The 26,106-nt window shown below is 63.6% G+C and carries 28 protein-coding genes; 20 read left to right on the top strand and 8 right to left on the bottom strand.

Annotation, left to right across the window (positions count from 1 at the left end; all coding sequences use genetic code 11):
- Together V5F48_RS24140 and V5F48_RS24135 are read left to right on the top strand one after the other, a co-directional pair.
- Window positions 1–706: hypothetical protein (locus V5F48_RS24140; protein WP_394260531.1), on the top strand; the 706-nt coding region annotated here is incomplete at its 5' end.
- 62 nt (window positions 707–768) lie between these two features.
- Window positions 769–1,323: a hypothetical protein gene (locus V5F48_RS24135; RefSeq protein WP_394260530.1), complete on the top strand. Its 555-nt coding sequence runs from the start codon at window positions 769–771 to the stop codon at window positions 1,321–1,323.
- Between the two features lie 102 nt (window positions 1,324–1,425).
- On the opposite strand, the gene V5F48_RS24130 is transcribed toward V5F48_RS24135, so the two are convergent.
- Both V5F48_RS24130 and V5F48_RS24125 read right to left on the bottom strand, forming a co-directional pair.
- A protein-coding gene (locus V5F48_RS24130) for an IS3 family transposase (protein ID WP_394260529.1) occupies window positions 1,426–2,525 on the bottom strand; the annotation gives its coding sequence in 2 pieces (ribosomal slippage) (window positions 1,426–2,273 and window positions 2,273–2,525; 1,101 coding nt in all).
- 59 nt (window positions 2,526–2,584) lie between these two features.
- Window positions 2,585–3,768 (bottom strand): IS3 family transposase gene (locus V5F48_RS24125; RefSeq protein ID WP_394260528.1). Its coding sequence is split into 2 segments (ribosomal slippage): window positions 2,585–3,508 and window positions 3,511–3,768, totalling 1,182 coding nucleotides; the frame shifts between segments, so codons are not numbered across the junction.
- An 83-nt stretch (window positions 3,769–3,851) separates the two neighbouring features.
- Here V5F48_RS24125 and V5F48_RS24120 point away from each other — a divergent pair.
- Window positions 3,852–4,424: a hypothetical protein gene (locus V5F48_RS24120; protein ID WP_394260527.1), complete on the top strand. Its 573-nt coding sequence runs from the start codon at window positions 3,852–3,854 to the stop codon at window positions 4,422–4,424.
- A 35-nt stretch (window positions 4,425–4,459) separates the two neighbouring features.
- On the opposite strand, the gene V5F48_RS24115 is transcribed toward V5F48_RS24120, so the two are convergent.
- The 3 genes from V5F48_RS24115 to V5F48_RS24105 all read right to left on the bottom strand — a co-directional run bounded on the left by V5F48_RS24115 (window position 4,460) and on the right by V5F48_RS24105 (window position 9,239).
- Complete coding sequence (locus V5F48_RS24115; protein ID WP_394260526.1) at window positions 4,460–6,367, bottom strand: UvrD-helicase domain-containing protein; 1,908 nt, start codon at window positions 6,365–6,367, stop codon at window positions 4,460–4,462.
- A complete protein-coding gene (locus V5F48_RS24110) occupies window positions 6,364–8,751 on the bottom strand; it encodes an AAA family ATPase (RefSeq protein WP_394260532.1) in 2,388 nt (795 codons plus the stop codon). The genes V5F48_RS24115 and V5F48_RS24110 overlap by 4 nt, the downstream gene beginning before the upstream one ends.
- Before the next feature lie 365 nt (window positions 8,752–9,116).
- Window positions 9,117–9,239: a hypothetical protein gene (locus V5F48_RS24105; RefSeq protein WP_394260525.1), complete on the bottom strand. Its 123-nt coding sequence runs from the start codon at window positions 9,237–9,239 to the stop codon at window positions 9,117–9,119.
- A 46-nt stretch (window positions 9,240–9,285) separates the two neighbouring features.
- Between V5F48_RS24105 and V5F48_RS24100 the strand changes: the two genes are divergently transcribed.
- From V5F48_RS24100 to V5F48_RS24090, 3 genes are all read left to right on the top strand, one after another.
- On the top strand, window positions 9,286–9,789 hold the full coding sequence (locus V5F48_RS24100) for a GIY-YIG nuclease family protein (RefSeq protein ID WP_394260524.1): 504 nt from the start codon (window positions 9,286–9,288) through the stop codon (window positions 9,787–9,789).
- Window positions 9,790–9,960: 171 nt separating this feature from the next.
- Window positions 9,961–10,734 carry an HNH endonuclease gene (locus V5F48_RS24095; RefSeq protein ID WP_394260523.1) on the top strand — a complete coding sequence of 258 codons (774 nt, stop codon included), beginning with the start codon at window positions 9,961–9,963 and terminating at the stop codon, window positions 10,732–10,734.
- A 122-nt stretch (window positions 10,735–10,856) separates the two neighbouring features.
- The gene (locus V5F48_RS24090; protein ID WP_394260522.1) at window positions 10,857–12,674 is read left to right on the top strand and encodes a competence protein CoiA family protein; all 1,818 of its coding nucleotides are present in this window, start codon (window positions 10,857–10,859) and stop codon (window positions 12,672–12,674) included.
- Between the two features lie 409 nt (window positions 12,675–13,083).
- On the opposite strand, the gene V5F48_RS24085 is transcribed toward V5F48_RS24090, so the two are convergent.
- Window positions 13,084–13,596, bottom strand: a complete 513-nt coding sequence (locus tag V5F48_RS24085; protein ID WP_394260521.1) for a GNAT family N-acetyltransferase — start codon at window positions 13,594–13,596, stop codon at window positions 13,084–13,086.
- Between the two features lie 3 nt (window positions 13,597–13,599).
- Complete coding sequence (locus tag V5F48_RS24080) at window positions 13,600–13,902, bottom strand: type II toxin-antitoxin system TacA family antitoxin (RefSeq protein WP_394260520.1); 303 nt, start codon at window positions 13,900–13,902, stop codon at window positions 13,600–13,602.
- Window positions 13,903–14,223: 321 nt separating this feature from the next.
- On the opposite strand from V5F48_RS24080, the gene V5F48_RS24075 reads away from it, so the two are divergent.
- From V5F48_RS24075 to V5F48_RS24055, 5 genes are all read left to right on the top strand, one after another.
- Entirely contained in the window at window positions 14,224–14,502 is a 279-nt protein-coding gene (locus tag V5F48_RS24075; protein ID WP_394260519.1) for a hypothetical protein, read from the top strand.
- 170 nt (window positions 14,503–14,672) lie between these two features.
- Entirely contained in the window at window positions 14,673–15,869 is a 1,197-nt protein-coding gene (locus V5F48_RS24070) for a DUF932 domain-containing protein (RefSeq protein ID WP_394260518.1), read from the top strand.
- Window positions 15,870–16,043: 174 nt separating this feature from the next.
- Window positions 16,044–18,140, top strand: a complete 2,097-nt coding sequence (locus tag V5F48_RS24065) for a ParB/RepB/Spo0J family partition protein (protein ID WP_394260517.1) — start codon at window positions 16,044–16,046, stop codon at window positions 18,138–18,140.
- Window positions 18,141–18,202: 62 nt separating this feature from the next.
- Complete coding sequence (locus V5F48_RS24060) at window positions 18,203–19,249, top strand: DUF7146 domain-containing protein (protein ID WP_394260516.1); 1,047 nt, start codon at window positions 18,203–18,205, stop codon at window positions 19,247–19,249.
- 256 nt (window positions 19,250–19,505) lie between these two features.
- The gene (locus V5F48_RS24055) at window positions 19,506–20,465 is read left to right on the top strand and encodes a DUF2493 domain-containing protein (protein WP_394260515.1); all 960 of its coding nucleotides are present in this window, start codon (window positions 19,506–19,508) and stop codon (window positions 20,463–20,465) included.
- 64 nt (window positions 20,466–20,529) lie between these two features.
- Here the strand turns inward: V5F48_RS24055 and V5F48_RS24050 are convergent, their stop codons facing one another.
- Complete coding sequence (locus tag V5F48_RS24050) at window positions 20,530–20,892, bottom strand: MmcQ/YjbR family DNA-binding protein (RefSeq protein ID WP_394260514.1); 363 nt, start codon at window positions 20,890–20,892, stop codon at window positions 20,530–20,532.
- A gap of 315 nt (window positions 20,893–21,207) precedes the next feature.
- Between V5F48_RS24050 and V5F48_RS24045 the strand changes: the two genes are divergently transcribed.
- The 9 genes from V5F48_RS24045 to V5F48_RS24005 all read left to right on the top strand — a co-directional run.
- Window positions 21,208–21,375 carry a hypothetical protein gene (locus V5F48_RS24045; protein ID WP_394260513.1) on the top strand — a complete coding sequence of 56 codons (168 nt, stop codon included), beginning with the start codon at window positions 21,208–21,210 and terminating at the stop codon, window positions 21,373–21,375.
- 136 nt (window positions 21,376–21,511) lie between these two features.
- Entirely contained in the window at window positions 21,512–21,952 is a 441-nt protein-coding gene (locus V5F48_RS24040; RefSeq protein ID WP_394260512.1) for a hypothetical protein, read from the top strand.
- 653 nt (window positions 21,953–22,605) lie between these two features.
- Complete coding sequence (locus tag V5F48_RS24035; RefSeq protein WP_393993871.1) at window positions 22,606–22,935, top strand: DUF736 domain-containing protein; 330 nt, start codon at window positions 22,606–22,608, stop codon at window positions 22,933–22,935.
- Window positions 22,936–23,112: 177 nt separating this feature from the next.
- Entirely contained in the window at window positions 23,113–23,352 is a 240-nt protein-coding gene (locus V5F48_RS24030; RefSeq protein ID WP_393993872.1) for a helix-turn-helix domain-containing protein, read from the top strand.
- Between the two features lie 116 nt (window positions 23,353–23,468).
- The gene (locus tag V5F48_RS24025; RefSeq protein WP_394260511.1) at window positions 23,469–23,744 is read left to right on the top strand and encodes a DNA -binding domain-containing protein; all 276 of its coding nucleotides are present in this window, start codon (window positions 23,469–23,471) and stop codon (window positions 23,742–23,744) included.
- 106 nt (window positions 23,745–23,850) lie between these two features.
- Window positions 23,851–24,066 carry a transcriptional regulator domain-containing protein gene (locus V5F48_RS24020; RefSeq protein ID WP_250166572.1) on the top strand — a complete coding sequence of 72 codons (216 nt, stop codon included), beginning with the start codon at window positions 23,851–23,853 and terminating at the stop codon, window positions 24,064–24,066.
- Window positions 24,017–24,625 (top strand): DUF2285 domain-containing protein, encoded by a 609-nt coding sequence (locus V5F48_RS24015; protein WP_394260510.1) that lies wholly within the window; start codon window positions 24,017–24,019, stop codon window positions 24,623–24,625. The genes V5F48_RS24020 and V5F48_RS24015 overlap by 50 nt, the downstream gene beginning before the upstream one ends.
- Before the next feature lie 141 nt (window positions 24,626–24,766).
- Complete coding sequence (locus V5F48_RS24010) at window positions 24,767–25,048, top strand: helix-turn-helix transcriptional regulator (RefSeq protein WP_394054024.1); 282 nt, start codon at window positions 24,767–24,769, stop codon at window positions 25,046–25,048.
- 18 nt (window positions 25,049–25,066) lie between these two features.
- Window positions 25,067–26,106: replication initiator protein A (locus V5F48_RS24005; protein ID WP_394260509.1), on the top strand; the 1,040-nt coding region annotated here is incomplete at its 3' end.

The raw sequence follows: 26,106 nt of genomic DNA, 5'->3' as shown, positions 1-26,106 counted from the left end.
CCTGTATGCCGTCCAGAAGGTTTTTGGAGAACAGGCCAGGGCCAAGTCGATGGCCGCATATGGTCGGCTGATCGATGCCCACATGATCGTGACCTGCGTCCTCGCAAGCGGCATCTTGCGGATCAATGGCGCCGTAGTTGAAGGCGATCAGACTGCCTTCGAGCGCGATGCGCTGTTTGCTGCCTTCATCATCGGCCTTGAGCCCTGTGAGCGCGCCATCGCCGAGGCCCGCTATCTACAGGCCCACGCGCTGCTGCGCCAGGAGCTCGAGATCCTCGCCCAGCTCAAGGCGGTTGGTGCAAACCGGCGAAAGCCCAGCGGCTCCCCGAATGTCGCAGCCCTCGAGCAATCGCTCCGCCGTCTCTATGGAGACCTTTCTGCGGCTGCCCATGCGTCCCGGCACGACATCGTCCAAAGCGCGACCGCGTGGGACGGTGAACTGGACGGCCTGCCCGGCCCGACAAACATGACCCGCTATTTCCCGGAGACCGAAGAAGGGCTCGCAAGACGATCCTACGCCCTCCACATTTACATGATCATCCGCCACGTTGAGGAATTGAGCGTTGATCTTAGCGCTCAGCATAAATCAGCAGCGTTTACCGACGCGGAAAACGAGGCGCTGAATCTTGCAATATACTTGATGGCGGCAGAAGGATTGCTTGAAATCGTCACTGACGCCGATTCGAACAGCAATACTGATATTTAGTGGATTGCCGCGTCGTCCGATCTCTGGTCCGACGCATAACGATCAATACGCTTGGGGAGCAAATGCCAGCAACTGCATTTTCCGTGAGGTTCGAGCGCGAACTCGATGTCGACCAACTCGCGATCCTGATGACCGGCACACAGCCGACGCAAGACCGCGACGGGGCCGAACTTCTCAGCATGTTCGGCGATGCGATCCGCGCAGACGTTCAATGCTCATCCTGCGGTAAATTCGGCGCTCACATCGTACGGCCCGCAAAGTCGCGAGCATCCAAGGCAGTCCTCCGGCAAGCCCACTTCAGGTTTGTCGATCCGAATGGCGGCGACGCCCACCATCCATTCTGCGAATTCCACGGGAACGACGAAACTCGTTCGACCCAAGATAGCCTCCTCGACTTCGGATCGGAAAAAAACGCTGAAACAAGAGCCATACGGCTCCTGGTATGCAAGGGCATCGAGCAAGGCATATTTGACCAACGTCGTATCCGGGACATGCGGCAGTGGTTCTTCGATCTCAAATCCGCCACCCGCTTCACGGTATCGATGCCGTTGGAGGCTATCTCTTGGGCCCATGCACTTCAGCGCCATCCCCACCACCAGCGCTGGCAATTCCACTGACGTTGCCCCCAACTTCTATCCAGCGGTGAGTTCGTTCTGGCGGTTGGTGAAGCGCTACCCGTTTCTAGGCCAGCCGGAGCTGGAATTTTCCGGGGTCAGGGCTCATTCCGGCGGGGATGCCGGAGAGCCATTCATGAGCGCGATCGGCGGCTTGTTGCCGATCGCGCTGTGCGGACGGACCTCGTTATAGTCTCTACGCCAAGCCTCCATTTTCGCCCGCGCGTCGTCAAGGCTCATGAACCAGTGCGTGTTCAGGCATTCGGCCCGGAGCTTGCCGTTGAAGGACTCGATGAAGCCGTTGTCCGTCGGCTTGCCGGGCCGTGAAAAGTCGAGCACCACGCCCTTCTGATAGGCCCACAGGTCGAGATCCCGACTGATGAACTCCGATCCCTGATCCACCCGGATGCTCTGCGGATAGCCCACGCTGCGGCAGATCCTCTCCAGGGTCAGAACGACATCCTCGCCCCGATAGCTGAACCGCGGATCCACCGCGGGCGAGAACCGCGTGAAGGTGTCGACGATGGTCAAAACCCGGATCTTGCGGCCGGTGGCGAGCTGGTCGTGGACGAAATCCATCGCCCAGGTCTCGTTGCTCCGCGTCGCCGGACGGCGGTCGTCCCGCAGCTTCGCCTTCACCCGGCGTTTGGGCACCTTGTTCCGCAACTGAAGGCCCAAGTCTTTGTAAAGACGATAGATCCGCTTCGGATTGACCGCCCAGCCCTCCCGACGCAACAGGATGTGCACCCGGCGATAGCCATACCGCACGCGCGTCTCGCAGATCTCCTTGATCCGCTGGCTCAGCTCGGCCTGCGTGCCGCGCTTCGACTTGTAGGCATAGAGCGCGCGATCAACCGCCAGGGTGGCACAGGCACGCCTGGCCGACACCTTCCAGTTCCCCCGCAGCCTGTCCACAAGCGCGCGCTTGCGCGCAGGCCTCAGAGCTTTTTTGACAGCACGTCCTGCAACATCGCCTTGTCGAGCGACAGGTCGGCCACGATCCGCTTCAGCTTGGCGTTCTCATCCTCGAGCTGGCGCAGACGCCGCATCTCCGAAGGCATCAGCCCCGCATACTTCTTGCGCCAGTTGTAGAACGTCGCGTCCGATATCCCGGCCTTCCGGCACACCTCAGCCACGGGTGTTCCGTCTTCCGCCTGCTTCAGCACGAACGCGATCTGCGCCTCCGTAAACTTCGACGCCTTCATGGAATTCTCCTCGTCCCCGAGCCGGGGATCATAAGTGGAAAATTCCAGCTCAAACTGGCCTAAAAAACGGGGAGCACGTCATTGGGTTTGCCTTCTCGGGCGTGTGGAGCGGCGGGAGCAGACGCGGAGCCGTTCATGTTGCGGAGCGTCTGATCCCGCCGCGGGTGGAACGTCGAGGCGAAGGCGCTTGGCGTCTGCCATCCGAGCTTCGAGTGCGGCCGGTCGGTGTTGTAATCGACCTGCCATCGGGCGAGGGCGGCCCTGGCCTGGGACAGGCTGGAGAACAGCGTCTCGTTCAACAGCTCGTCCCGCAGGCGGCCGTTGAAGCTCTCGATGAAGCCATTCTGCATCGGCTTGCCGGGCGCGATGTAGTGCCATTCGACCCGAGCCGCGTCGGTCCAGGCCAGAATGGCATTGGAGGTGAACTCGCTGCCATTATCGCTGACGATCATCTTGGGCCGGCCGCGCTCTGCCAGAAGCCTGTCGAGTTCGCGAGCGACCCTGACCCCGGACAGCGACGTGTCCGCCACCAGCGCCAGGCACTCACGGGTGCAGTCGTCCACGATGGCCAGCATCCGGAAGCGACGGCCGTCGGTCATCTGGTCGGCGACGAAGTCGAGTGACCAGCGCTCGTTCGGTCGCATCGGGATCATCATCGGCGCCCGTGTCCCGATCGCCCGCTTGCGACCGCCTCGCCGGCGGACCATCAGCCGTTCCTCACGATAGAGCCGGAACAGCCGCTTGTGGTTGACCCGGAAGCCCTCCCGCCTGAGCAGGACGTGGAGACGGCGATAGCCGAACCGCCGTCGCTCCCCGGCGATGGCCTTCATCCGCTCACGCAGCGAGGCGTCATTCCCGCGCGTGGCTTCGTATCTCATGGTCATGCGGCAGAAGCCGGTGGCTTTACACGCCCGCCGTTCGCTCATCCCATGGGCTTCCATGAGGTGGGCGACAGCCCTGCGCTCGGCAGCGGACGTCACCACTTCTTTCCCAGGAGATCCTTCAGCGCGACGTTGTCCAGCATGGCGTCGGCGAGCATGCGCTTGAGCTTGGCGTTCTCATCCTCGAGCGCCCGCAGCCGCTTGGCCTCCGATACGTCCATCCCGCCGAAACGCGCCTTCCACTTGTAGATGCTGGCGTCACTGACCCCGTGCTTGCGACACAGGTCCGAGACCGGCACCCCGGCCTCGTGCTCCTTCAGGATCCCGATGATCTGCTCCTCGGTGAAGCGGCTGCGCCTCATGTTCTGGTCCTCTCATTGGGCCAGAACGAACTTCAAACTGGATTAGCCAGGAGGGGCAACGTCACCACCCATCCCAGGCGGAGATGCCCGCCTTCGACTGGAAAGCCGCCGCAAAAAAGCAGTTCACCGAGGAGCATTTTCATCTGTTCGAACTGGTGAAGGGCGGATTGCTACCGTTCGAGGACGCGGCGTGGCGGCAAGCGAGCGAACTCGCTCAGAAATATCATGGGCGCGAGGTGTTCGACGTCACCAAGCTCCAGCCCTACTACGAAGCCGCGATCTCGCTTTGCATCTTCTTCGCCGCGAATGGCGGCATCGATTTCGGCAAGCGGCTGCCTGAAATCTATCGATGGAAAGGCGCACCAACGGCATTGCTTGCGCTATGCGCGCTGGTGCTATTCGTCTCGGATTGGGACATGAACGCTGCGATCGCAGCGTTCGCCAAGCTGTTGTCCGCGCCGGAACCCAGCGACGTCGCGCTCGGCAACGTCATCGGACTCAACCCCTTTCATGAGTACGGCGCGTGGCGCCTCGTTATCGCCTCCGGCGAGGTCGCCGCCAAAAGCCCGAATGGACTGGATTACAACGCCCGGCTCGCCGCCATCGAGGCTGCACTGCGCGAGCAGCATCGGCAGTGGAAGGAACACCAGCCCTAGGGTCGGCTCAGAAACGTCGAAGCCGACGGAACCGTTCAGGCGATTAGTTCTATCTCGCCGGGCTCGAACCACTCCTGCCGAACCATCGCGTCGCGCGCCAGCGTCGGATCAGCAGTGTAGTAAACAACGGCAAGGCTTTGCTCGGCGCGGCTGCAGGTCACATAAAATAGTCGCCGCGTCCGATCGATGGTCGTCTCCTTCCCGGCCGCTTCATTCTCAAGATCGGTCTTACTCTTCGCCTTCGTGGCGAAAAGCTTGTCATAGGCGAACATGAAACCCCGGGCTTCATCGTCGCTAACGACAACCATTACCCTTGGAAATTCCAGCCCTTTTACCCCCTGGTGCGTGTCGAACTGCGAGACGCCACGAACGTAGCGATCATATCGCTCGATCTGGTCGAAGGGCGCCTCAAGTGCCAACCGCCAACCGCCCAACTCGCTTTTGACATCGACTTCCTCTTCCTGGTCGCCGGCATCGCCGTCTGCGTCAATCTCGCCTTCCGCGACGACGGCATCGGCGGCGGAAAACGGAACCAGCACCTCGGGGATCGTGAAGAGGTTAGTTTCGGCGACATAGCGCAAAACCGAGCGCGCGGTCGGCTTCTCATCCTTGTTCACCAGGGCCAGCAGGCCATCGCAGGCAACCTTGACCTTGCTGAGAATGTCGACCTGCTTCTCGCCGGCAGCTTCAAGCGCTTTGCGCTCAAGGAGCGGAGACGTGCGCCGAACGACTGCGGCGACGGCAAATCGATCTCCCGCGCGCAAGGCCGCGACCAGCGGCAATATCTCGCGGGTGAAAAGTCCGATGCCCGCGCCCGTCCCTTGCAGGAAGCTCGTGCGGATGCGCTCGACCGCGTAGAGAGGCTCGAAGAATTGTTCGAAGCCAAACCGGCGCGCGGACATCAGGTGCTCCAGCGCCAGCGTCTTGATCGCTTCGGCTCCCTCCGCCCAACTCGGATCGCCGGTGAGCTCCGCCATTCGTGCAGCGACGGTGGCCTCGGCCGCGCTCTTGTCGGCTATCGCCTGCGAGACGACGAACAGCCGAACAACGCCCTCTCCAGCATCGCTGCGTGGCTGCTGTTCCTCGCCATCCTCATCCCGTCTAATTTTGTTGATGAGCGTGATGACCCGTGTGGGGCAACGATGGTTCATCCGCTTCCGCGGCCTGGCCCAGGCCTGCGGGATCGCCTCCGCTAAACGCTCCTTACCGTCGGCGTAGATGCGCTGCATCGTGTCGCCGAAAAGCCCCAGGCAAAAGGCCTCGCGGTATCCCGCCTCGACATTGAGCAGCGCGTCCATGAGCCTCCGGCTGGTATCCTGGCTCTCGTCGATAAGCAGGATTGGGAAGCGGGTCACTAGCAGCCGGCGCAAACCAGGCTTCGCGCCGAGAAAATCGGCGGTCATTGCGATGACCTCTGCGTGGCTCAGAGAGTCCCGCGTGCGGTTGTCGCCCGTGGGGCTGTAAACGAATCGCGTAATTTCGGCGAGGTTCTCGCGGCGACGCCGCTTGCTTTCTATCGAGCGAGCGCGGTCCGACGCGGCTTTGCTGTTTGCTCGACCCTTCGCCTGTGCTTCCTCCAGCTCTGCGATATCCACAAGGAGCCGGGTCGACAGCCACCCCCGAATATCACCGTCGTAGCCGGCAATCAGAGACCACGCGAACGCGTGAATGGTCGACACCTCTACGCGAGGATCGAACTCGAGCCGTTGCTTGATCTCGTCGCAGGCGGCGTTGGTGTAGGTAATCACCCCGATCTTCTGACCAGATAGCGACAACCGCCTGCCCTGCTCCTTACACACCGTCCGGATCGCCTCGACGAGCGACCGGGTCTTGCCTGATCCGGCGCCAGCGTAGAGAAAGAAGCTCCTTGGCTTCTCAATGTTCAAGCAGGCGAGGATCGCCTCGTCGGCTTCGGAATCAAATTTGTCGTCAACCGCGCTCATGCGTCGACCCCTTCGATTTCGGCGACGACATCCTCTGCGACCGGCGGGTTAACCTCGACTTCCTCCGGGGGCGGCTCCTCCTTAACCAGGGGCAGAATCTCAACCTGCTTTTTCTTGAGCTGCGCGAGTAGCCACTCAAGTCCCTCGGCGATATAGCGCGGCACGACGATGGTGTCGAAGTTCTCAACCTCCATCACGTCAAGCGCAAACTCGGCCTTCTTGCCGTTCTTGAGAGCGAGGTACATCTTCTCGCCGATCGCGGCCGCCCCGCCACCATCCACGATCGCATCGCGAAACTTACGGACCAGGCCGGTCCCATCAAGTTCGGCGAAGAAGCTGAGGTTCTCGAACGCCAGCGCGTCCTCAAACGTATACGGATTTGCGACCTCCGGCCCGACAATACCCGGGGACGTCAAACCCAACGGGATCTGATACGCGGCCCGCACAGCGAATAGCGGGTCGTCGTCCTCATGCAGCGTCTTCGTCGCACCATCAGCTCGCATCAGCTCATCGACGTCGTCGAGCTTTGGCACCCATGTCTTCAGCGTCGCATTGTTAGTTTTCTGACCAGCGCCTTTTGCGGGTTGGACGGAGGCGCCGCCCGTTTTATCCAGCGTATCCAGGTCAGTGATGATCAGAGTCAGCAAGCCGAGGTGATCAATCAAGGGCTTGAGACGATGCGCGTGGCTTCCTCCGATCTCAAGCAGGGTGATGTAGCACTGGTTGAGCTCGTCGTAGTGCGCTCGGATGAAATTCGGGACGAGCATGCGTTCCGCCGGTCCCTCCACCAAAATGGCCGCGTCGGCGAAGAACAGATCCGCGTGCTGGGCCCGAAGATATCGGGTCACGAAACGCTCGGTTTCGCTGCCCGGACCAAAAACCTCCGACAGATTGATAACAGTGGAGACCGGTACTTTCGCGACCATACCCGCAGGCAGCCGGCGAAAATAGCGCAGGCATGAGAACGACGTCTCATGCGCAACATGGCTCGAGTGGGTGCTAACAACCAACTGGGTGCGCAGCTTTTGGCTGTCACCGAGGTCCTCGTGCGCACGCAACACCGCATACGCCTTCTTGATGAAGACTTGCTGGACCTGCGCGTGCAAATGCGCTTCCGGTTCCTCGACCAGGACGAGATGGAGAGGCTCGGTCGTGGTCACCGTCGCGCCGGTTGACGCCTTCCCGACGCGCATCCAGGCGTCACGAAAGCTCATCAACCGGAATATCATCGAGATCAGGTTTTGATAGCCGAGGCCGTTATTTGCCTCGGGCAACCGCAACACGGGCGTCGTCGCGCCGTCCTCGGCAATGACGTCCACCTCGAAGCTGATCGCCGCATTGTGGTTGAGACCGTCGATAGCTTTCAAGCGCGTCGAAACGCGCGGGCGCGGATCGGTCACGCCAGGGTATCCCATACCTTCGACCTCGGTGAACGCTGCCTTGAAACTCTCGGTCAGCCGCTTGTCGAACGCGTCCTGGGCAGCTTCTATCGCCTGCAACGCGCCGAGGTCCTTCGGATCAGGTCCCTTCGTCGGGTCGAGGTGCTTGGAGTAGTAGCTTCTGAGCTGGTCGGATAGCCGATTGCCGCTCGCCGCCGCGGGAGCATCATCATCCTCCGCGGCCTGCTGCTCCTCACCGAAGCCCCTCTGCGCCGGTATGTCATGAACGCGGATCAAGCCGCTCAGCGGGTCGCCATCGATCGGCCGAGAACCGCCCGGAAGGACCTGCGGACGCGCCAGAGATTTTGCAGGAGCGACAAGCTGACCCGGATCCAATGAATAGGCCCGAATGGTGAAGTGCGTCGACAAACGCTTGCTCAGGAAATCGATCAGATTCTCGGGCCAGATTGTCAGCTTGGGCGGCGTAGCAGGCGGATCAGCGTCGGGATTCTCTGCCGCAGCGGCCGCGATGGCTGCCACCCTCATCGTCTCGGCATCGCTCACCGCACCCATGTACTCCTTGTACAAAAGCGCAAGGTCCTTCGGCTCGTAGCGCAGCCGGACGCCAAGTCTTCCCCCCTCCCAATCCAAAGTCGGGATAAGGTCGCGAACGTGGTGCATCTCCCCCGCTTCGACGTGCAGCCATAGGTCCAAAGTCGGCAAGGCGCTAACCCAGGGATCAACGACCAGGTCGACGATTTCCTCCGCGTTCCGCGCAGCTATCCACGCCGCGCCCAAGGCGATGATCGTAGGCCAATGACACAACGTGAAATCGTGCATCTCGAACGGGCAGCGGCGCGGCGACAGGAAGCGCCGTAGCGCAAGCATCGCCGACGTCTTGCCGCTGTTGTTTGCTCCAACGAAAAGTGTGGTCGTGGTTGAAAGGTCAACCCGCGTCGACAATAACTTCCTGAAATTGGCGATCTCTAAAAACTCAATATGCACTGCCAACGCCCCCCAACCCCGGTTTCCGGTAACAGCATCTGCAGACCATTATACGCGTTATACTTTTGTTTGACCGATAGCGGCAGTCACCTACCCGAACATTTCGTGCCGGACCCACTTGATTGTTGTTCGTAGCGCGCCGCACAGGACCGAACCGCGACGCGCCCTGCCCAGCTTCGCGATTCTCCCCGTTACCTGAGATTGCATATTCCGCGATTTCTGCCCAGCGCGGCTAGAGCTTTAGGCGGCCCGCGCGCGATGCTCCTCGGCACGGCACAGCCCGAGATTTCCGATCTCCAGTCCGTCGATCACGTCGCCAGTGTGGGTCTCCCCGACCGTTGGCACCCTTCTCATATGCCGTTCCTTCACACCGTTCGCTTGACGGCCTCCGCCGCCTTCGCGTCCATGACCTCGCCGCGACTGCCGACGAGTGCAATCTCGATACCGGCCAGGCGCAAAGTGCCCTCCGTCAGCGGAACCACGGCCACCTGACGCCCGTGCGACGGTGTCCGCTGACGGCCTCGGGAGTGTCACGTGCCGATCAATTTTATTGGCGAGGATGAAAACGGATGCTCTCCGATCAAAATCAGGGAGGCGAAGAACATCGAGGCGCGCAAACGCAACCTCCAGACCGGCAATCCGCTGGAGCTGCGCCTGCTCGGATGGATCGAAGCGGCCGACGCGTTTCAGCTTGAACGGCACCTTCACCAGAACTTCGGCTCGACCCACGTGCGCGGTGCGTGGTTCACGATCGAGCCGGCCGACATCCTTCCTATCCTTCAGCGCGCCGGCCGCGATGGGTTCCTCATGAAGAACGCCGACGCCTTCCAAGTTGTTGGATATGATCGCGATGCCATTCCCGAACATCTCGGCGTGTGGGAGTGGGCTGATCTGGCAATCGACGAGTGCTGCCCCTCTTGCGGATGCCTGTGCGCCCTGCATTTTCAGGAAGCGTCGCAAATGTACTATCGCATCGGGTGTGACACGCTGACCGACTTTTCGGAACTCGATTCGCGTGAAGGACCGTCGGATGAGTGAGGACCGGAAAGGCGGAAAGACGCCAATCCTGACAATCTGAGTGCGGGCTCTGCGTTTTCTGGGGAATGCCGTTCCCTGCACGCGTGCCCTTTGTCTTCCTGCAGCGGGGGGATCATTATATCGAAGCGGAACTTTCTGGCGCGGGCCGCCAAAGCGGCCAAAGGAGCGTGAATGGCGACACCTACGGATAAGACGACAAAGCGGCTATTCGCTCTTTCCGGAAACATTTGCGCATTCCCTGGGTGCGCCTTGCCGATCGTCGAAGCCGCTGGCCCCGTCACTGGCGAAATCTGCCATATCGCCGCCCGCAGCCCGGGAGGTCCTCGCTATGATCCTTCACAACCGGACAAAGACCGGAACGGCTTTGGCAATCTCCTCCTATTGTGCAGACATCACCATAAGGTCGTCGATGAGGAGCCGAATATCTATTCGGTCGATGTTCTGCGCAACATCAAGGCCATTCATGAAAGCGTCGCCGGCCGAGCTGAGCAGCCTACCGATCTCATATTCGCGAAGATCCTCTTGAACGATCTCAATCGGATCACGATCAGCCGGAACAACGGCAATATCGCTATCAACAGCCCGGGGGCCATCCAGGCGCACCAAGTCACCATACGCAACACTCATCACTCACTCAGTATCAATGCGCCGCCCGGGACGATCGGCTCCGATCAGGAAGCCACGCGTTACGTAAAATATCTATTTGATCAATACAATAAATTTGCTGGCGCAGACCGAATGCGCACCTCAAAATTTAACCACGGCGCAATATACAAGAACATTGAGAGCAATTTTGGCGCATCCTGGCGACTATTGCCAATCGAGAAGTTCGATTCAGTTTGCGATTATCTTCAGCAGCGGATCAAACGAACGACCATTGCAAAGTCGAATGCCGCTAAAGGGATGCGCGCCTATTCGACGTATCAGGAATTCAACACAAGGTAGGCCTGTGGACATGATCTCCCGACACGAGGGTTTAAGACCCAAACCGTCGGTAGTCCACATGAGCTGGCAACACTTGAAGTCGATCCCATCGCACGTGCATGCGCCAACAACCGGAAGCCGGAATGCCACTGAAGGCCAAGCTCGATGACCGCGAAGTAATTTCCGTCCTGTGTTCCGAGGAAGATTGGGCACACGCCCAGCGAGCCTCAAAGGGGTCGGGAGGCCGGTTACGTATGTCCTGTTGCGATGCTCCCGCTTATGCCAGCCACAGTCGGCTCGACCTGCGGTATTTTGCGCACAAATCCGGCTATGATCGTTGCCCTTCCAGCGGCGAGTCCGATGAACACGAGTCCCTGAAGGCAGCCGCGGCAAGAGCAGTTCAGTCGCTGGGAGGATGGCAGGCCGACGTTGAGGTCTCGGGGAATGGCTGGCGCGCCGATGTTCTAGCCGTGCGTGGTAGCATCAAGATCGCGATTGAAGTTCAGCTTTCCGCTCAGGCAAGACGGCAAACCGGGGCACGCAACGACAGGTTCGAAGCTTCAGAGGTTTCGGCATTCTGGCTAAAGGGCCTGAATAACCACGTCAACGATTTTGGCGACGGCTTGCAAGCTCCCGTCCACGGTGCCTCGATCCACGAACAGATGGAGAGTGTGGGCGGGGCAGTCAGGAATCTGCTCGGCGCCGTTGAACGCCAAGTAAGAATGGCAAATGAACTCGCTCGGCTCATCCGCACCATTCCTGGATGGATGTACGATATCAATTTACAGGGGACCATTCCTGCTTGCTTCGAGCTGCAACGCGAGAGCAAGAGGCAACAAATCCTGCTCTGCGAACTGGGCCCGTCGCTTTTGCCGACGGTCTTTCGCCCTGTTGACGGCAAGCAGGTCGGCGCAGACCAATTTGCGGGCGCGATCCTTCAGTTGCGCATGAATGCCCCACATCTTCGCGGCTACCAATCGTCAAGTTTTCAGCTCGCACCAGACGATCTATCCAACTCGCTCGCACATCAGCTCCGTCCAATCCTCGAAGGCAACAAAACCTGGCAAGGCAAGGAACACACCGAGGTCGTGCCGGGTGCCTTCGTGCATTACCCGGAAGAATGTCCAGACTGCGAAACGCGCTTCCTCAGGATCACCCATCTTCTAATCGGGCATCCTCGACGGCCGCGCATGCTTCCCGTCAAGGTCGTGCACGACGAGTGGCGTTGGTACGAGCCGATCCTGTCGGCCGCCGCGGCTCTATCGAGGAAGATTGGGCTTCCCTTGGGGCCATTGGTCGATGACGGTGATAATGTATACTTCCGACCAAAGCGCATCGATCAGAAGTGCCCCACTTGCGGAGAGCAAGCCCCTCCCCCCTTGATTTCCCACGACGAAGCACTCCACGCTTGGCCTGGTCGTGACGAGCATTTCCGCTATCGCTTGCCATTGCCCGGCAAAGGTTGGGGCGCATCGACCCGATGGGTAAAGCAGCCGTCGCCTGACGCCGCTGCCTGGGACGCGCTGCTCGATGCGAAACGTGCCAAACGTCAAGAGGAGCGCGAGGAGGAGCGCCGACGCGAGGAGTTAGCCGAAGCGGAGCGCATACGCCGACACGAAGAACTGCAGCGACAAGCAGAAGAGCGACGTCAACAACGTATCGCAGACGACTTAGCTCGCAAGACGGCCGACGAGCAGCGAGCTATAGAGACGCGACGCCAAGCCGAAGAGGACCGTCAGGCGCGCGTAGTAGCCCAACAGGAGGAAAGGAAGAGAAAGCTGCGCACAGCTGCGGAAACGGCGATCAAAGATGATGAGCGTCGCAATCTCTGGCTGACAACCGGAAATTCTCATTTACGATCCATCGGTGATACCGTCGCCCCACGACCAATCGAGGTCGCCGCCCAGAGTAAGGAAGGGCTTGAGAAAGCGCTGCAATTGCTTCGATCAACTAAGTTCTGAATGCCTATCAGGACGCAAGCTCGGCGACATGCGACGCTGTGTATTCGAAGAAGTGAGGCGGCCCTACGACGTTCGTCTTGGGAAGAGTCGCGGCAAAGCCGCATTGGCACCCTGAAATCCTGATTTCCGCAATACAGATATGGATAGGAGGGGAAGGCATTCCCCTACGGCCGAGCCAAGGTCTCGTCCGACCCCTTCTGCGGGGGGCACCGCAACGCCCCCCGAGAGTGAGAGAGTGGACGGGATTTCCATGACGGATTGCGTGTCGAGAGAAAGGCTCTCGACGCCCGTCATGGAGTTTGATCTCATGGCCATTCAAGCACACCAGGATCACCCTCGGCGCCCCTCAGAAAGCTGAACGTCAGTTTCTGAGGCTCTTCTCCATTGGAATCCGCCACGAACATCGACCTCATTTAAACATTGCTTCGATATTCGACATTGGCCGGAACAACTTCAGCGGCTGATCCGGAAACGGCAAAAAGCTTTCACGCTCATAGAAGCGCTTCGCGCCCTCGTCCTTGGCGTCCACGCTCACCGCAAAGGACGCGATCTCGCTGCGCACGGCGCGGCAGAGTGCGTCCGCTAGGAGGAACCGACCGTAACCTCTTCCCTGGTAGCGCTGACCGACTGCGAGGCGACCCAGCAATGTTGCCGGGATCAACGGGTAGCGCGGCAGCTTGCGAACAACGGCCGCCGCCAGTTCCGGAAGCCGTACCGCCGTCAACGAGAGCGTGTAGTATCCGGCGATGCTTCCGTCCTTCAGCAGGAGGACAAAAGGCGCCGCCATCTTCTTGCGGGCGTCCTGTCCAGCTTGCATCTGGAAATATCGGTCGAGCGGCTCGACACCACTTTTGAACCCCGATCGGTCATGTTGCGCGCCGAGAACCTCGACACGCAGGACGTCATCCGCTTCTTGCCCCACGCGTCAGACGCCCGTTCTCTCGCGAAAGCGGCGAACAGTGTCATGCAGTCGCTCGTTGACCGGCTGTGGTTCAATCAATGCCTCGATGAACGCCTGGCTGTCCCGCACCGAAAGCTCCAGATATTGATGTTCCTCGATGGCGCGCCGGGCCGCGTCCTGTACGCTCGTCAGCACGAAATCCGTCACGGTGCGGCCTTGCAGGGCAGCGGCATGTTCGATCAGGCGCTTTTGGTCAGCGGTTACGCGCGTCTCGAGGCGTTCGCCCCGGACACGGCCAGTAGCTGGCCTCTTTGCTTCTTCAGCCATTTCTCGAATTTGTACGGCCAATGGCCGGAAATATCAAGGTTCCCGGCCGATCATCGAACCCGATCGCGCCGCTCGACATGACCATGAAGCAGAGAGGCTGATTTCATCGAGCGGTGGGCCACGAACCCGGCGACGCCGGCCCGACCCGAAAATTGTGCAGCGGGGTGTTGCACAAGTGCCGTGGAGCCACGATCCTGCTGTCCTGGCATCGGATGGGCGCCGATAGCCCGCCAGTTTCCGCTGATGCCCGTGCTCAGGCGGTGCATCCAGATCTAACGCGCCTTGTGCGTGTTCCCGACCCAGGTAGGAAAACGAGGCTGAATGTTCCGCGCCCTTACCGGTTGGATCGAGAAACGCAGGCAGATCCGCCGCCTCTGGCAGCAGGATGCGCGGGTGATGATCGAGAGACACGGACGCCTTTCCTACTACGAAGCGCAGCGCTTGGCCGCGCGCAGACGGGCTCAGGGAGACAGGTCCGGTTTCTGGCATTGGGCCAAGGTGGCGTCCGAAGTCGCGCGATTGTCGCCTGTCGCGGAAATGGACATGAAGGTCGTTCAGGCCATCGCCGACGAGGAAATGCGGAAACACCACAATCCTTGAGGAATGCTGGAGGAGGAAAGCCTTCCCCCTGGCCGGCACTTCGTTGTCGACCCCCCTTCATGCGGGGAGCCCCCCGCAACGTCCCCTTTAGAGTGAGAGTTCGGTCGAGATTTCCGCGACGGGTTGTGGGCTGGGAGAGAGGCTCCCGGCGCCCGTCATGGAGACGACCCATGACTCAGGTGGAGATTCTGGACGCGACGCCCGCTGGTGCGGGCGGTTACAAGGTGGATGTGAGCCGGGGCGAGCGGATCGGCCGCGTGTCCTCGGAGTGGTTCTCCCGGCCGGAGGATGAGCGCTACCTGTCCCTGTCGGAACTGTTCGCGTCCGTCCGCGGCCGGACCGAGCACAGCCGGACCCGGACGGTGGAAAGCGCGGCGATCCGCGTCGAGGCGAGCCGAGAGAACGCCGAGCGCCTGACGCTGGTGCTGCCGGGCTCGGACGCCCCCGTCGCCCCGACCCACTGGAGCTTCGGCCAGCTCGCGAGCCTGGTCGGCGCCCCGGCGGCCTATTTGCGCCAGCTCCCGGCACCGCTCGCCGGCATCAATCTGCAATATGGTCTCACCTCCCATCGCGCCGAGCAGGTGAAGACGCTGGAGATCGAGGACGGCCGGGTGGAACTGCGCGCCGTCACCGGTCCCGACTATGGCCGCATCTTTGACCACGAGTTGGTCGCCGCCGTGCAGCGGATCGCCGGCGATGGCACCGGCGACACCCGCTGGAAGGTGCCGGGGGTGCTCGACTGGTCCACCGGCATCTACAATCCCCGGGTCGACATCACCAAGGATACGACGACCCTCTACGCCTCGGATCGGGATGTGTTCCTGTTCCTGGTGGACGACCTCAACCCCATCGAGGCCGGCCGCCTGCCGGACGGCTCACCCGACCTCTATTTCCGGGGCTTCTATTGCTGGAACTCGGAAGTCGGGGCGAGGACGCTGGGCATGGCGAGCTTCTATCTGCGTGCCGTGTGCCAGAACCGCAATCTGTGGGGCGTGGAGGATTTCGAGGAGATCACCATCCGCCACTCCAAATACGCCGCCTCGCGCTTCGCCCATGAGGCAGCGCCTGCTCTCACCCGCTTTGCCAACTCCTCCCCCCTCCCCTTCGTCAACGGCATCAAGGCGGCGCGGGAGAAGATCGTGGCCCGCTCGGATGAGGATCGCAGCGCGTTCCTGCGCAAGCGCGGCTTCTCCAAGGCCGAGACGACCAGGATCATCGAGACGGTGCTCGCCGAGGAAGGTCGTCCACCCGAGAGCGTCTTCGACTTCGTGCAGGGCATCACCGCCGTCGCGCGGGACAAGCCCCACCAGGATGCCCGCCTCGACCTGGAAGCCCGGGCGAAGAAACTGCTCGATCGGGCTGCCTGAGACCCGGAAAGCCGGAGATGCGGATTGCCGTGTCTCCGGCTCCGTGTGGTCCCGGCTTTCCGGATCGCCGGTTTTGCGGCGCCGTCCTCAGAGGCAGAGGGCGGCGCTGCGCTTCGTGACGGACGCGATGCTGAGAGAGAGGTTCTCCGGCCGCCCGTCGCGGAGACCATATCGATGGCTATCGTCGCCAAGATCACCCTGTCGCCCTCGCGCGACATCCCCTTCAACAAGCTGATGCTCAGCCAGGCGAACGTCCGGCACGTGAAGGCCGGCGTCTCGATCGAGGAACTGGCCGAGGACATCGCCCGGCGCGGCCTGCTGCAGGGCCTCAATGTCCGCGCCGTCGTCGATGCCGACGGTGTCGAGACTGGCCTATTCGAGATCCCCGCCGGCGGCCGGCGCTACCGGGCGCTGGAACTGTTGGTGAAGCGCAAGCGCCTCGCCAGGACCGCGCCGGTGCCCTGCGTCGTGCGCAAGGGGGGCATCGCCGAGGAGGACTCGCTGGCCGAGAACGTCCAGCGCGCGCCGCTGCACCCGCTCGACCAGTTCCGTGCCTTCCTGGCACTCCGTGAGAAGGGCCAGTCCGAGGAGGAGATCGCGGCCGCCTTCTTCGTCTCGGTGGGCGTGGTGAAGCAGCGGCTGAAGCTCGCCTCGGTCTCACAGAGGCTGCTCGACGCCTATGCCGAGGACGGCATGACACTGGACCAGCTCATGGCCTTCACCGTGTCGGGCGATCATGAGCGCCAGGAGCAGGTGTTCGATCGGCTGCAACAGGCCTCCGACAAGCAGCCTTATGTCATCCGACGCATGCTCACCGAGGGCGCCGTGCGCGCCTGCGACAAGCGGGCGCGGTTCATCGGCGTCGACACCTATGTGGAGGCCGGCGGCACGGTGCTGCGCGACCTGTTCCAGGGCGACGACGGCGGCTGGCTGCAGGATGTGGCCCTCGTCGACCGGATGGTGTCCGACAAGCTGAAAGCAGAAGCTGGGGCGGTCGCCACCGAGGGCTGGAAATGGATCGAGGTCGCCCCTGACTTCGCCTACGGCCACACTTTCGGCCTGCGCCAGCTGCGCGGCGATCCGGTGCCCGTGACCGCCGAGGAGCAGGCGGAGCGCGATGCGGTGCAGGCGGAGGTCAACCGCCTGTCCGAGGAATACCAGGATGCCGATGAGCTGCCCGACGAGGTCGACGCGCGCCTGGGCGAGCTTGAGGCGGCTCTGGAGGAGATGGACGACCGGCCGCTCGCCTTTGACCCTGCCGGTGTCGCCCGCGCCGGCGCGTTCGTCAGCATCGGTCCTGAGGGCCGCCTGCGGATCGAGCGCGGCTACGTCCGGCCGGAGGACGAACGGCCGGTCGAGGCGGACCCCGACGCCGCGGACATCGGCGAGGTGGCCGCGGCGTCGTCGGTCCACGACGTCGACGACACCGGGTCCGCCGATGCCCAGGCGCCGGAACCGGATGAGGACGACGGCCTGTCGCCGATCTCGGACCGGCTGATGACGGAGCTCACCGCCCATCGCACCCTCGGCCTACGCCAGGCGCTCGGCGAGCAGCCGGACGTGGCCTTCCTCGCGGCGCTCCACGCTTTGACTCTCAAGGCCTTCTATCCCTACGGCCTGGACAGCTGCCTGGAGCTGGAGCTCAAGAGCGTCAGCTTCGGCACGCAGGCGCCGGGCCTGAACGACAGTGCCGCCGCCGAGGCAATCCGGATGCGGCATGAAAGCTGGGCCAAGGCCTTGCCGAAGGAGACCGCAGAGCTGTGGGGCACCCTGGAAGGCTGGGACGCCGATAGCCGGTCCGCCCTCTTCGCCCATGTCGTGAGCCTTTCGGTCAATGCCGTGCAAGAGGCCGGGAACCGCCGGCCCCGCGCGCTCGCCCATGCCGACCGGCTGGCCCAGGCTGTCGACCTCGACATGGCGGCGGCCGGTTGGCGCCCGACGGTGGACACATTCCTCGGCCGCGTGACCAAGGCCCGCATCCTCCAGGCGGTCACGGAGGCGAAGGGCCAGCGCGCCGCCGAGCGGATCGCCCCCCTCAAGAAGGGCGACATGGCCACCGAGGCGGAGACCCTGCTCGCGGACACCGGCTGGCTGCCCGAGCCGCTGCGCACGGCCGGCATGAAAGGCCCCGAGACCGGGGAGGCGACGGCGCCGGACGCCGTCGTCGAGGAAACGGTGGAAAACGACGGCGAAACGGCCGTGGTCGAAGCCAACGGCTTCGACGACACTGACGAAGCCTCGGACGCTCCCGTCCCCTCTGCCGCTGAATAGCACCGACGATCAGCGCGACTGGCCCACCGGCGACGGTGGGCCTTTTCTTATGGAGGGCCATCATGGCGCAATTGCCCCATGATCTGGCGCGCCGTCTCGCCGAGCGCGCGGAAGCGGTGTGCCGCCACTATCTCTCCAATGGCCGACGACATGGGAACTACTGGCAGGTGGGTGACGTGCGCAATGCGCCCGGCCGCTCCATGTTCGTGCGTCTCAGGGACGCTCCGAAAGGGCCGGCCGGCAAGTGGACCGACGGCGCCACCGCTGAGCATGGCGACCTGCTCGATGTCATCCGCGAAGCGCTGGGCCTCGTCGACTTCAAGGACGTCGCCGAGGAGGCCCGGCGCTTCCTCGCCTTGCCGCATCCGGACCCGACCACACTGAAACGGGGCGTCGCTCCCATACCGAGCGGATCACCCGAGGCATCGCGGCGTCTCTTCGCCATGGCGCAGCCGATTTTGGGCACTCTCGTAGAGACGTATCTACACAACCGCGGCATTACGTTTCTGCACGGAACCGGTTCCCTGCGCTTTCACCCGCGCTGCTACTATCGGCCCGACGAGCATGCGCCCACCGAAACCTGGCCGGCGATGATCGCCGCCGTCACCGATCTCGACGGCACCCTCACCGGTGCGCATCGGACCTGGCTCGATCCCCGCGGCTTCAGCGAGGCTACCCTCGGCAAGGCGCCGATCGACACCCCCCGACGGGCCATGGGCGACCTGCTCGGCCACGCCGTCCGCTTCGGTGCGCCGGGCGAAGTGATGGCGGCCGGCGAAGGCATCGAGACCGTGTTGTCGTTGCGATGCGCCCTGCCCGACATGGCGATGGCGGCAGCGCTCTCTGCGGCACACCTCGCCGCCATCCGGTTCCCCGACACGCTGCGACGGCTCTACATCGTGCGCGACAACGATCCGGCAGGCGACGCGGCACGAAACAGCCTGGTCGAACGGGCGAACGCAGCCGGGATCGAGGCAATCACGCTGTCACCTCGGCTCGGGGACTTCAACGAGGATCTCCGTATGCTCGGCATGGATGCGCTGCGGGCAGAAACGCGGGCGCAGCTCGCGACACATGATATCGGGCGCTTCCTGGCTCTCGCGGCATAGCCGGAACGGGAATGCGGATGCCCCGCCGACCGGCGTCGCTCGGATGCGCCCACCGCCGGAGAGGACCGCGCCTCGGCCTTCCAGAGGGCGATCGAGCCCACAAACGCGCCGGCCCGGCAATGGCGGCGGCCGGCGATTTTCCGGCGCGCGGGCAAGCCCGCGCTTTCCATCGCGAAACAAAATCGCCGGCCTTGGCCATCAAGGCCCTCGCTTCGCTCGGACTGCCAGTCCGTCCCGCCCGTGGGCTTCCGGCGCCATGAAGGCCGCGACGGGCGCGGTCCAACCGATGGAACCTCCCATGAGCGAGCACGACGAACCGCACCACGCCGCTTCCCCCACCGACCAGGTCCTGACCGAACTCCAGCTCTACGGCTACCGGCCCTTTACGGACGAGCACGACCCCCGGCCCCTGCCCGAAGACAACCATCTCGCCGGCGCCGTCGCCGACATCTTCGACGCCCTGATCGCCACGTTCAGTGACACCCGCCTCGAGCCCGACCTCGACGACCTCCTCTGGTCGACGGTCAACGTTTTCCACCGCGCCATCGGTCGGATCGAACGCGCCCTCGACGACAATGAGCAGGGCCAGCGCCGGTCCCAGAAGGAACAGGACGGCAGCGAGGTCAGATCCGTCGAGCTGGAACAGCTCACCGCCGAGGGGCAGATGTTGATCGAACGCCGCGACGCCTTCGAACTGATGCGCGATCAGGCCGCCGAGCGCTACGAACGGCACAGCGGCACACCGTGGCGTCCGCGCACCGGGTCGATGGTCAATCACAAGGCCATGACGGCGGCGATGATCGACAGCCGCGACTTCCTGATGGCGAGGAAGCGCGCCGAACAGGAGGTGCTCCTGCCGCCGGGTCCAAAGGTTGTCTTCACCGGCGGGCTCGACTTCAACGACCACCGGCTCATCTGGGACGCCCTCGACAAGGTGCACGCCAAGCACCCCGACATGGTGCTGATGCACGGCAAGTCGCCGAAGGGGGCCGAGAAGATCGCCGCTCGCTGGGCCGATCACCGCAAGGTGCCGCAGATTGGCTTCGCCCCCGACTGGACCAGGCACGGCCGCGCCGCACCCTTCAAGCGCAACGACCAGATGCTCATGGTGCTGCCCATCGGCGTCATGGTGTTCCCAGGCACCGGCATCCAGCAGAACCTCGCCGACAAGGCGAAGACCCTCGGCATCCCGATCTGGCGGTTCGGTAGCGCATGAGCGTCACCATTCTCCAACCTTCCGCCAATGTCTGCGCACGCCGCCGCGCGCTGCGACGTCACCTCTATGCCGATGGAAGCCCCAGCTCGGCGCGCATCTTTTTCGAGAGGCCCCGCGAGACGATGGCGTGCGACTGCCGGATGTAGTCGCATAGCTCCGCATCCGTCAGGCCTGGCTTCGCGTGGTGCTGGATCCACTTCAGGCCACGTGAGGCGAGATAGGGGGCCGGGCGCAGGCCCGGCTGCGCCTGGAGCACCTCATAGGAGATGTCGCTGACCTTGAAGGTGAAGCTGGCCTCGTCGTCCTGCCATCCGCCGATGGCGAAGACCTTACCGCCGACCTTCCAGACGTGCGCTCCGCCCCACTGCACCACATGGGTCGTGGCCGGCAACCTCGCGCAGAAGGCGTTGAACTCCTCGTAGGTCATGCCTCTCGTCACCATGTGGTCGGCCAAGGGCCCCATCGCCGTGTCGGCCTCGAGCCCCCTATTGTAGCGAGCAAAGCCCGGGCTTTGAACCGCGTCGTCCGGATACGCCTCGCTGTCCGCGCAGGTCCACCCCGCATTTCGGGCGCTGATCCTTGGTCGGACCGATCGCCTCGGGCCATCAACCCACAAGGGGTCGGCAACGCGGTGCGTGCCGCCGCATCGGCTGACGCCTTCGCGGTGACTGCGGCTCTCGGCTCGACACGTCGGGCGCCTGTCAGCGGGGGATGGCCCTCCGCTCGGAACAGGAGCCGGACCATGTCCCTCAACGATGCTCACGCCTTCGCCTTCAGCCTCGCCGCCACGCTGATGGTCGCCATCGTCATCTTCGAAGCTGGCGACGGCAGCCTCTCGGTCACGCCCGCCAATGAGTTCGATGGCGATGCCACCGCGATCCTGTGCGAGATCGACCCCTTCACCCCTTGATCGGGCGAGCCACGGTGAGCGGGGATCGCGACGATCTCCGCTCCCGCACCTGCGCGATCTCGGCTATCATTCCGGCTGCGCCGCGGTGGTGGTGGAAGGCGCAACCGTCAGCTCTTTTGCACGGGAGACCACCACCATGATCGTCCTCTCCATCCTCGGGTCGCTCGCGGTCATCGGCGTTTTGTGCTGGCTGCTGTTCACGCTCGCCGTCTTTGCCCTGCCGTTCTTCCTAGGGCTGGCCGCCGGCACCTGGGCCCATGGCACCGGCGCAGGCTGGCTCGGCGCCGTCATCGTCGGCCTGGTCGCCGCCGGTGCGACATTCACTACCGGCCAACTGCTACTCGCCCTCGTGCGGCCGCTGTGGCTGAAGCTCGTCGTCGTGCTCGCCTTCGTCGCCCCTGCTGTCATCGCCGGCTACGCCGCCACCCATGGCATCGTCAAGCACACCCTGCCGTCGGAGGCCTGGCAGTTCGTCTTCTCAGGTGTGGGCGCGGTCGCCGTGGGCATCGTGGCATTCGTGCGGTTGACGGCACTGATCCCGTCCGAACCGCCCGGGCGGGGCATCACCAGGGCCTGATCCTCTTTCTCGGCTAGATCGGCGGGCATAAGGCAGCTTCGGCTCTGCCGTCATCCCCACAGCGTCGGGCAACGACGAGGCATTCAAGCTCGGCTCTAAGCCGGCTCCGCCCGGTAACCGGCCCGTCGACGCGTTGTCCGGAAGCAGTCCCGTTCGATCGTCCGGGGACCTCGAGAGGGCTCGAACCCCCGGGTCGGCGGGGACACCGGGGACGATGCAAGCCGTGCCCGGACCTGGGTGAGCAGCCGATCCCGTGAGCATCACGCCGATCTTGGGGCGGTACAGCCTCGCCACGTCTCCTTGATCGATCCCTGTCGGTCCGAGCGCACCGAAGCGGCCTCTGCGATGGGTGGATCTGGCCAGACGCCGGCTGCGCCTCGATCGCCTGTGCCGCAATGGCGCCGATCGACTTTCTTCCCCTGGGCGACCACCCCACACGGCACGCCGCGCGGGGACCCCGGATCCCCCATTCCTCGCGAGAACCAAGAAAGTCGCCTGGCTGCTATCCTTCGCTGGCGCTGCGGCCCCAGAGCCACCCCGTTGCGCAAGCGCAGCGGGGACCCCGGCGGGGTGCGGCGTCGATCGCCTCCGGCCCTTTGATCCCCATCGAGGCCGCATGGTGCGGGCTCGGGACAGAAATCAGGAGACGTAACATGGCGACCATCGGCACCTTCAAGAAGACCGGCGCGAACGAGTTCAGCGGCGAGATCGTCACTCTTTCGGTCCAGGCGCGGGGCGTGCGCATCGTCCCCGAGGTCCGGGCCACCGGCGAGAACGCCCCCAGCCACCGGGTCTTCGTCGGCCGCGCCGAGATCGGGGCGGCCTGGGCCAAGCGCTCCAACGAGGGCCGGGACTATCTGGGCCTCAAGCTCGACGACCCGAGCTTCAACGCCCCCATCTACGCCAACCTCTTCGAGGACGAGGATGCCGAGGGCTACAGCCTCATCTGGTCCCGCCCCAACGGACGCCGCAGCGCAGACTGAGGCCCCGCGAGATGCCCCGCCCGGCCGCTCCGGGCGGGGCTCGTCCTACCAATACCAACGCCAGCGCACGGGCCGATCCCTATGCAACGCGCTAATCCGACTAGCCGGCCACACCAACTACGACTAAAATAGCCGTAGTTCTGGCGCGCGCATCGGCCCGAATGGGAGGTGATCTTCATGATCACCGCCCGACAATCGCGGGCCGCGCGTGCGTTGCTGGGCTGGACACAGGAAACGCTCGCCGAGAAGGCCCGGGTATCGCTGACTGCGTTGAAGCGCCTCGAATCCGAGAGCGGACTCGACGTGTACGAGACGACGCGTGATCAGGTTCGGCGGGCGTTCGAGCGAGAAGGCATCGTGTTCCTGAACTCCGGCCAGGGCGTGGGGGTGCTCCTGGTTCGTGACAGGACAGGGTGACTGCTGATCCGGAAGCTGATTGGCGCGTATTGTGTTTTTGAGTTGCATGAGAAAATTGGCGCGCCGCGGAATTACCCCTGAGCAACGCTGCTGCCAAAAAATGACCAGGGGGCACAATGGAAGAGCCGACCTTTCTCGACGAACCACCGGAGAGTTCGACGCTCACCGACTACGACCGCACACACATGAAGCTCTATCTGCGCCTCCTGGACGCCGCGACAGACGGGGCGGACTGGCGCGAGGTGGTCCCGGTATTGTTCGGCCTCGACCCGGATCATGAGCCCGAGCGGGCCCGCCGCGTCCATGACAGCCATCTCGCCCGCGCCCGTTGGATGACCACGGACGGTTACCGCCTGCTCGTCCGCGAGGGCCCTCGCGACCCACCCTCGTGATGCGCTGAGGGCAACACCTGTTGCGCAATCCGGGGCTTCCCCATCGTCGCACACGCGAGAATTGTATTCGGCTGAGTCTGCCCCAGACTGACGGTCGGAGAATGCCATGTCCCTGGACACGTCCCGCTGGCGATCACAATCCACCTACGACTATGTCGACACGCTGACCGCCCCCGACATCGGATGGGAATGGCTAAGGCGCAACGAAGACTACCAGAGCAGCTACGCCGCGTTCAGCCAGGCCGAACATCCTGCTCCAGCGCTGACGGAAGGTGCAGCGCGAAAGTGGGGACTGCGATTTCCCGGTCGATCCGGCGCATAGGGCAACCGACGCGGACATCTTCTGGCTGCCAGAGGAAGATACCAGCAGCGTCATCCTCACCCTGGCGCCGCCGGCCTTCCGTTCCTCCAGCGACATGCTCTCGCTGCTGAACGGCTCGGATCTCGTCCGTGCCGATGACGGGCTTCACCATCTGCGCGACCTGGCCAACGGCCAGCGCCTCCACCTCGTCCTTCCGCCCGACGCAGCGCCGGGTCGGCCGCTTGCGGCCGTCGTGCCGCTCGGCCTTGAGGGCTTCGATCGCCTCGAAGCCGTCGCCCGGCTCCTCGCCTCGTTGCATGGCCGCAACGTGCCTCCTGACACCCGCCTGACGCCGCAGCAATTGGCCCGGGCCCGCCGCATGCTGCAGGCCGCAGATGGCCACCGCACTGGCGCGACCCAGAAGGAGATCGCCGAGGTCGTCCTCGACAGCGGCCGGCTCACCCGCGACGAATGGCAGGCCTCTTCGGCCCGCCACGCCGTCATGGGCCTGCTGCGCGGTGCCCGCGCCATGATCGCCGGCGGCTATCGCAAGCTGCTTCGTCATCGTCGCCGATCCTAGCTCGATCGGACGTCCTCGCCGGTGTGGGAATTCAGGTCCCCCCAAAATCCCACTGCAACTCGCCAGTCTCGCTTCGCCATCGTGACCGTCACCGACCGCCCTCCCCCAGCGGTCTGAGCGACCCTCACGGAGACCCGATCCATGCGACCCGATCTCGCCATTCTTCCTCCGCGCTACCTGCGCACCAAGGAAGCCGCGGAATTCCTCTCCCTCTCCGCCCGCACCCTGGAGAAGCACCGCACCTACGGAACCGGCCCCGCCTACCGCAAGCTGGGCGGGCGCGTCGTCTATGCGGTGGACGACCTCAAGGCCTGGGCCGAGCGCGGCGCCGTCACCTCCACCTCCGACCCGCGAGGCACCGTGCTGCCGGCCAAACGCCACGAGCCTGCGCCGCCGGCTTCTGCCGGCCGCTACGCCCGCTGATCCGGCGGCGGCTTCCCGATGCCGGCGCACCACCGTCCCTCCCCCGAACGTGGGCAGCTCAACCTGTTCCACGCCCGTCCCGGCGACTTCGCGCCCCGCGATGCGCAGGATCTCATGGCCTATCCCTTCTTCTCCCTCGCCAAGTCGCATCGCATCGCGCCCATCGACTTCTCAGCCGGTGATGTCGCCATCCGGGTCGAGGCCGTGCCCGACCATGGCATGGCCACCATCTGGGATGCCGACATCCTGATCTGGGCCGCGAGCCAGATCGTCGAAGCCCGCGACGCCGGCCTGCGCACCTCGCGCCTGATGGCAGCGACCCCATACGAGATCCTGACGTTCATCCGCCGCGGGGTGTCGCTGCGCGACTACCAGCGCCTCAAGGCCGCGCTCGATCGGCTGCAGTCCACCACCGTCTCGACCTCCATCCGCCAGACCGCCGAAGGGCGCCGGCACCGCTTCTCCTGGATCAACGAATGGCAGGAGCGCACCGACGGCGCCGGCCGGCCCATGGGCATCGAGCTGATCGTTCCCGACTGGTTCTATCGCGCCGTGCTCGACGATGCGCTCGTCCTCACCATCGACCGGGCCTATTTCGCGCTGACGGGCGGCCTCGACCGCTGGCTCTACCGCCTGGTGCGCAAGCACGGCGGGCGGCAGCGCGACGGCTGGCGCTTCGAACTGCGCCACCTTCACCAGAAGTCCGGTAGCCTCTCGCCCTTCAAGCGCTTCGCCTTCGAGCTTCGGGACGTCATCCGCCGCCAGCCGCTGCCGGGCTACCTGCTGTTTCTCGAAGTGGAGATCGGCGGCCGCCTGCTGCTCGCCTTCGAGCCATCGGCGCCCTGTGGACAGGCTGTGAATCCCCTCGTGCTATCGGGAACCCCGGATATCGTGCCATCGGGAACCGCACGATCGTGCTATCGGGAACCAAAATCGGGCTTAAATCGCGGGAAGAAAAAGAGAAATCGCGCCATTAACTTAGAGTCTAACGTACTGACTCTAACTTGTTGTTGTTCAGCAACAAGCTGTGGAGACAACGCCTCTCCATTTCAGTCTGC

The organism is Xanthobacter autotrophicus ATCC 700552 (assembly GCF_043194565.1).
Lineage (GTDB): Bacteria > Pseudomonadota > Alphaproteobacteria > Rhizobiales > Xanthobacteraceae > Xanthobacter > Xanthobacter autotrophicus_F.
This window is presented reverse-complemented; position numbering and strand designations above follow the sequence as displayed.

Bases quoted from the DNA above. Each gene is read 5' to 3' on its own strand.
- V5F48_RS24135 (WP_394260530.1), top strand. From the start codon at position 769: ATGCCAGCAACTGCATTTTCCGTGAGGTTCGAGCGCGAACTCGATGTC.
- V5F48_RS24120 (WP_394260527.1), top strand. From the start codon at position 3,852: ATGCCCGCCTTCGACTGGAAAGCCGCCGCAAAAAAGCAGTTCACCGAG.
- V5F48_RS24115 (WP_394260526.1), bottom strand. From the start codon at position 6,367: ATGAGCGCGGTTGACGACAAATTTGATTCCGAAGCCGACGAGGCGATC.
- V5F48_RS24095 (WP_394260523.1), top strand. From the start codon at position 9,961: ATGGCGACACCTACGGATAAGACGACAAAGCGGCTATTCGCTCTTTCC.
- V5F48_RS24090 (WP_394260522.1), top strand. From the start codon at position 10,857: ATGCCACTGAAGGCCAAGCTCGATGACCGCGAAGTAATTTCCGTCCTG.
- V5F48_RS24080 (WP_394260520.1), bottom strand. From the start codon at position 13,902: ATGGCTGAAGAAGCAAAGAGGCCAGCTACTGGCCGTGTCCGGGGCGAA.
- V5F48_RS24075 (WP_394260519.1), top strand. From the start codon at position 14,224: ATGTTCCGCGCCCTTACCGGTTGGATCGAGAAACGCAGGCAGATCCGC.
- V5F48_RS24070 (WP_394260518.1), top strand. From the start codon at position 14,673: ATGACTCAGGTGGAGATTCTGGACGCGACGCCCGCTGGTGCGGGCGGT.
- V5F48_RS24065 (WP_394260517.1), top strand. From the start codon at position 16,044: ATGGCTATCGTCGCCAAGATCACCCTGTCGCCCTCGCGCGACATCCCC.
- V5F48_RS24060 (WP_394260516.1), top strand. From the start codon at position 18,203: ATGGCGCAATTGCCCCATGATCTGGCGCGCCGTCTCGCCGAGCGCGCG.
- V5F48_RS24055 (WP_394260515.1), top strand. From the start codon at position 19,506: ATGAAGGCCGCGACGGGCGCGGTCCAACCGATGGAACCTCCCATGAGC.
- V5F48_RS24050 (WP_394260514.1), bottom strand. From the start codon at position 20,892: ATGACCTACGAGGAGTTCAACGCCTTCTGCGCGAGGTTGCCGGCCACG.
- V5F48_RS24045 (WP_394260513.1), top strand. From the start codon at position 21,208: ATGTCCCTCAACGATGCTCACGCCTTCGCCTTCAGCCTCGCCGCCACG.
- V5F48_RS24040 (WP_394260512.1), top strand. From the start codon at position 21,512: ATGATCGTCCTCTCCATCCTCGGGTCGCTCGCGGTCATCGGCGTTTTG.
- V5F48_RS24035 (WP_393993871.1), top strand. From the start codon at position 22,606: ATGGCGACCATCGGCACCTTCAAGAAGACCGGCGCGAACGAGTTCAGC.
- V5F48_RS24030 (WP_393993872.1), top strand. From the start codon at position 23,113: ATGATCACCGCCCGACAATCGCGGGCCGCGCGTGCGTTGCTGGGCTGG.
- V5F48_RS24025 (WP_394260511.1), top strand. From the start codon at position 23,469: ATGGAAGAGCCGACCTTTCTCGACGAACCACCGGAGAGTTCGACGCTC.
- V5F48_RS24020 (WP_250166572.1), top strand. From the start codon at position 23,851: ATGTCCCTGGACACGTCCCGCTGGCGATCACAATCCACCTACGACTAT.
- V5F48_RS24010 (WP_394054024.1), top strand. From the start codon at position 24,767: ATGCGACCCGATCTCGCCATTCTTCCTCCGCGCTACCTGCGCACCAAG.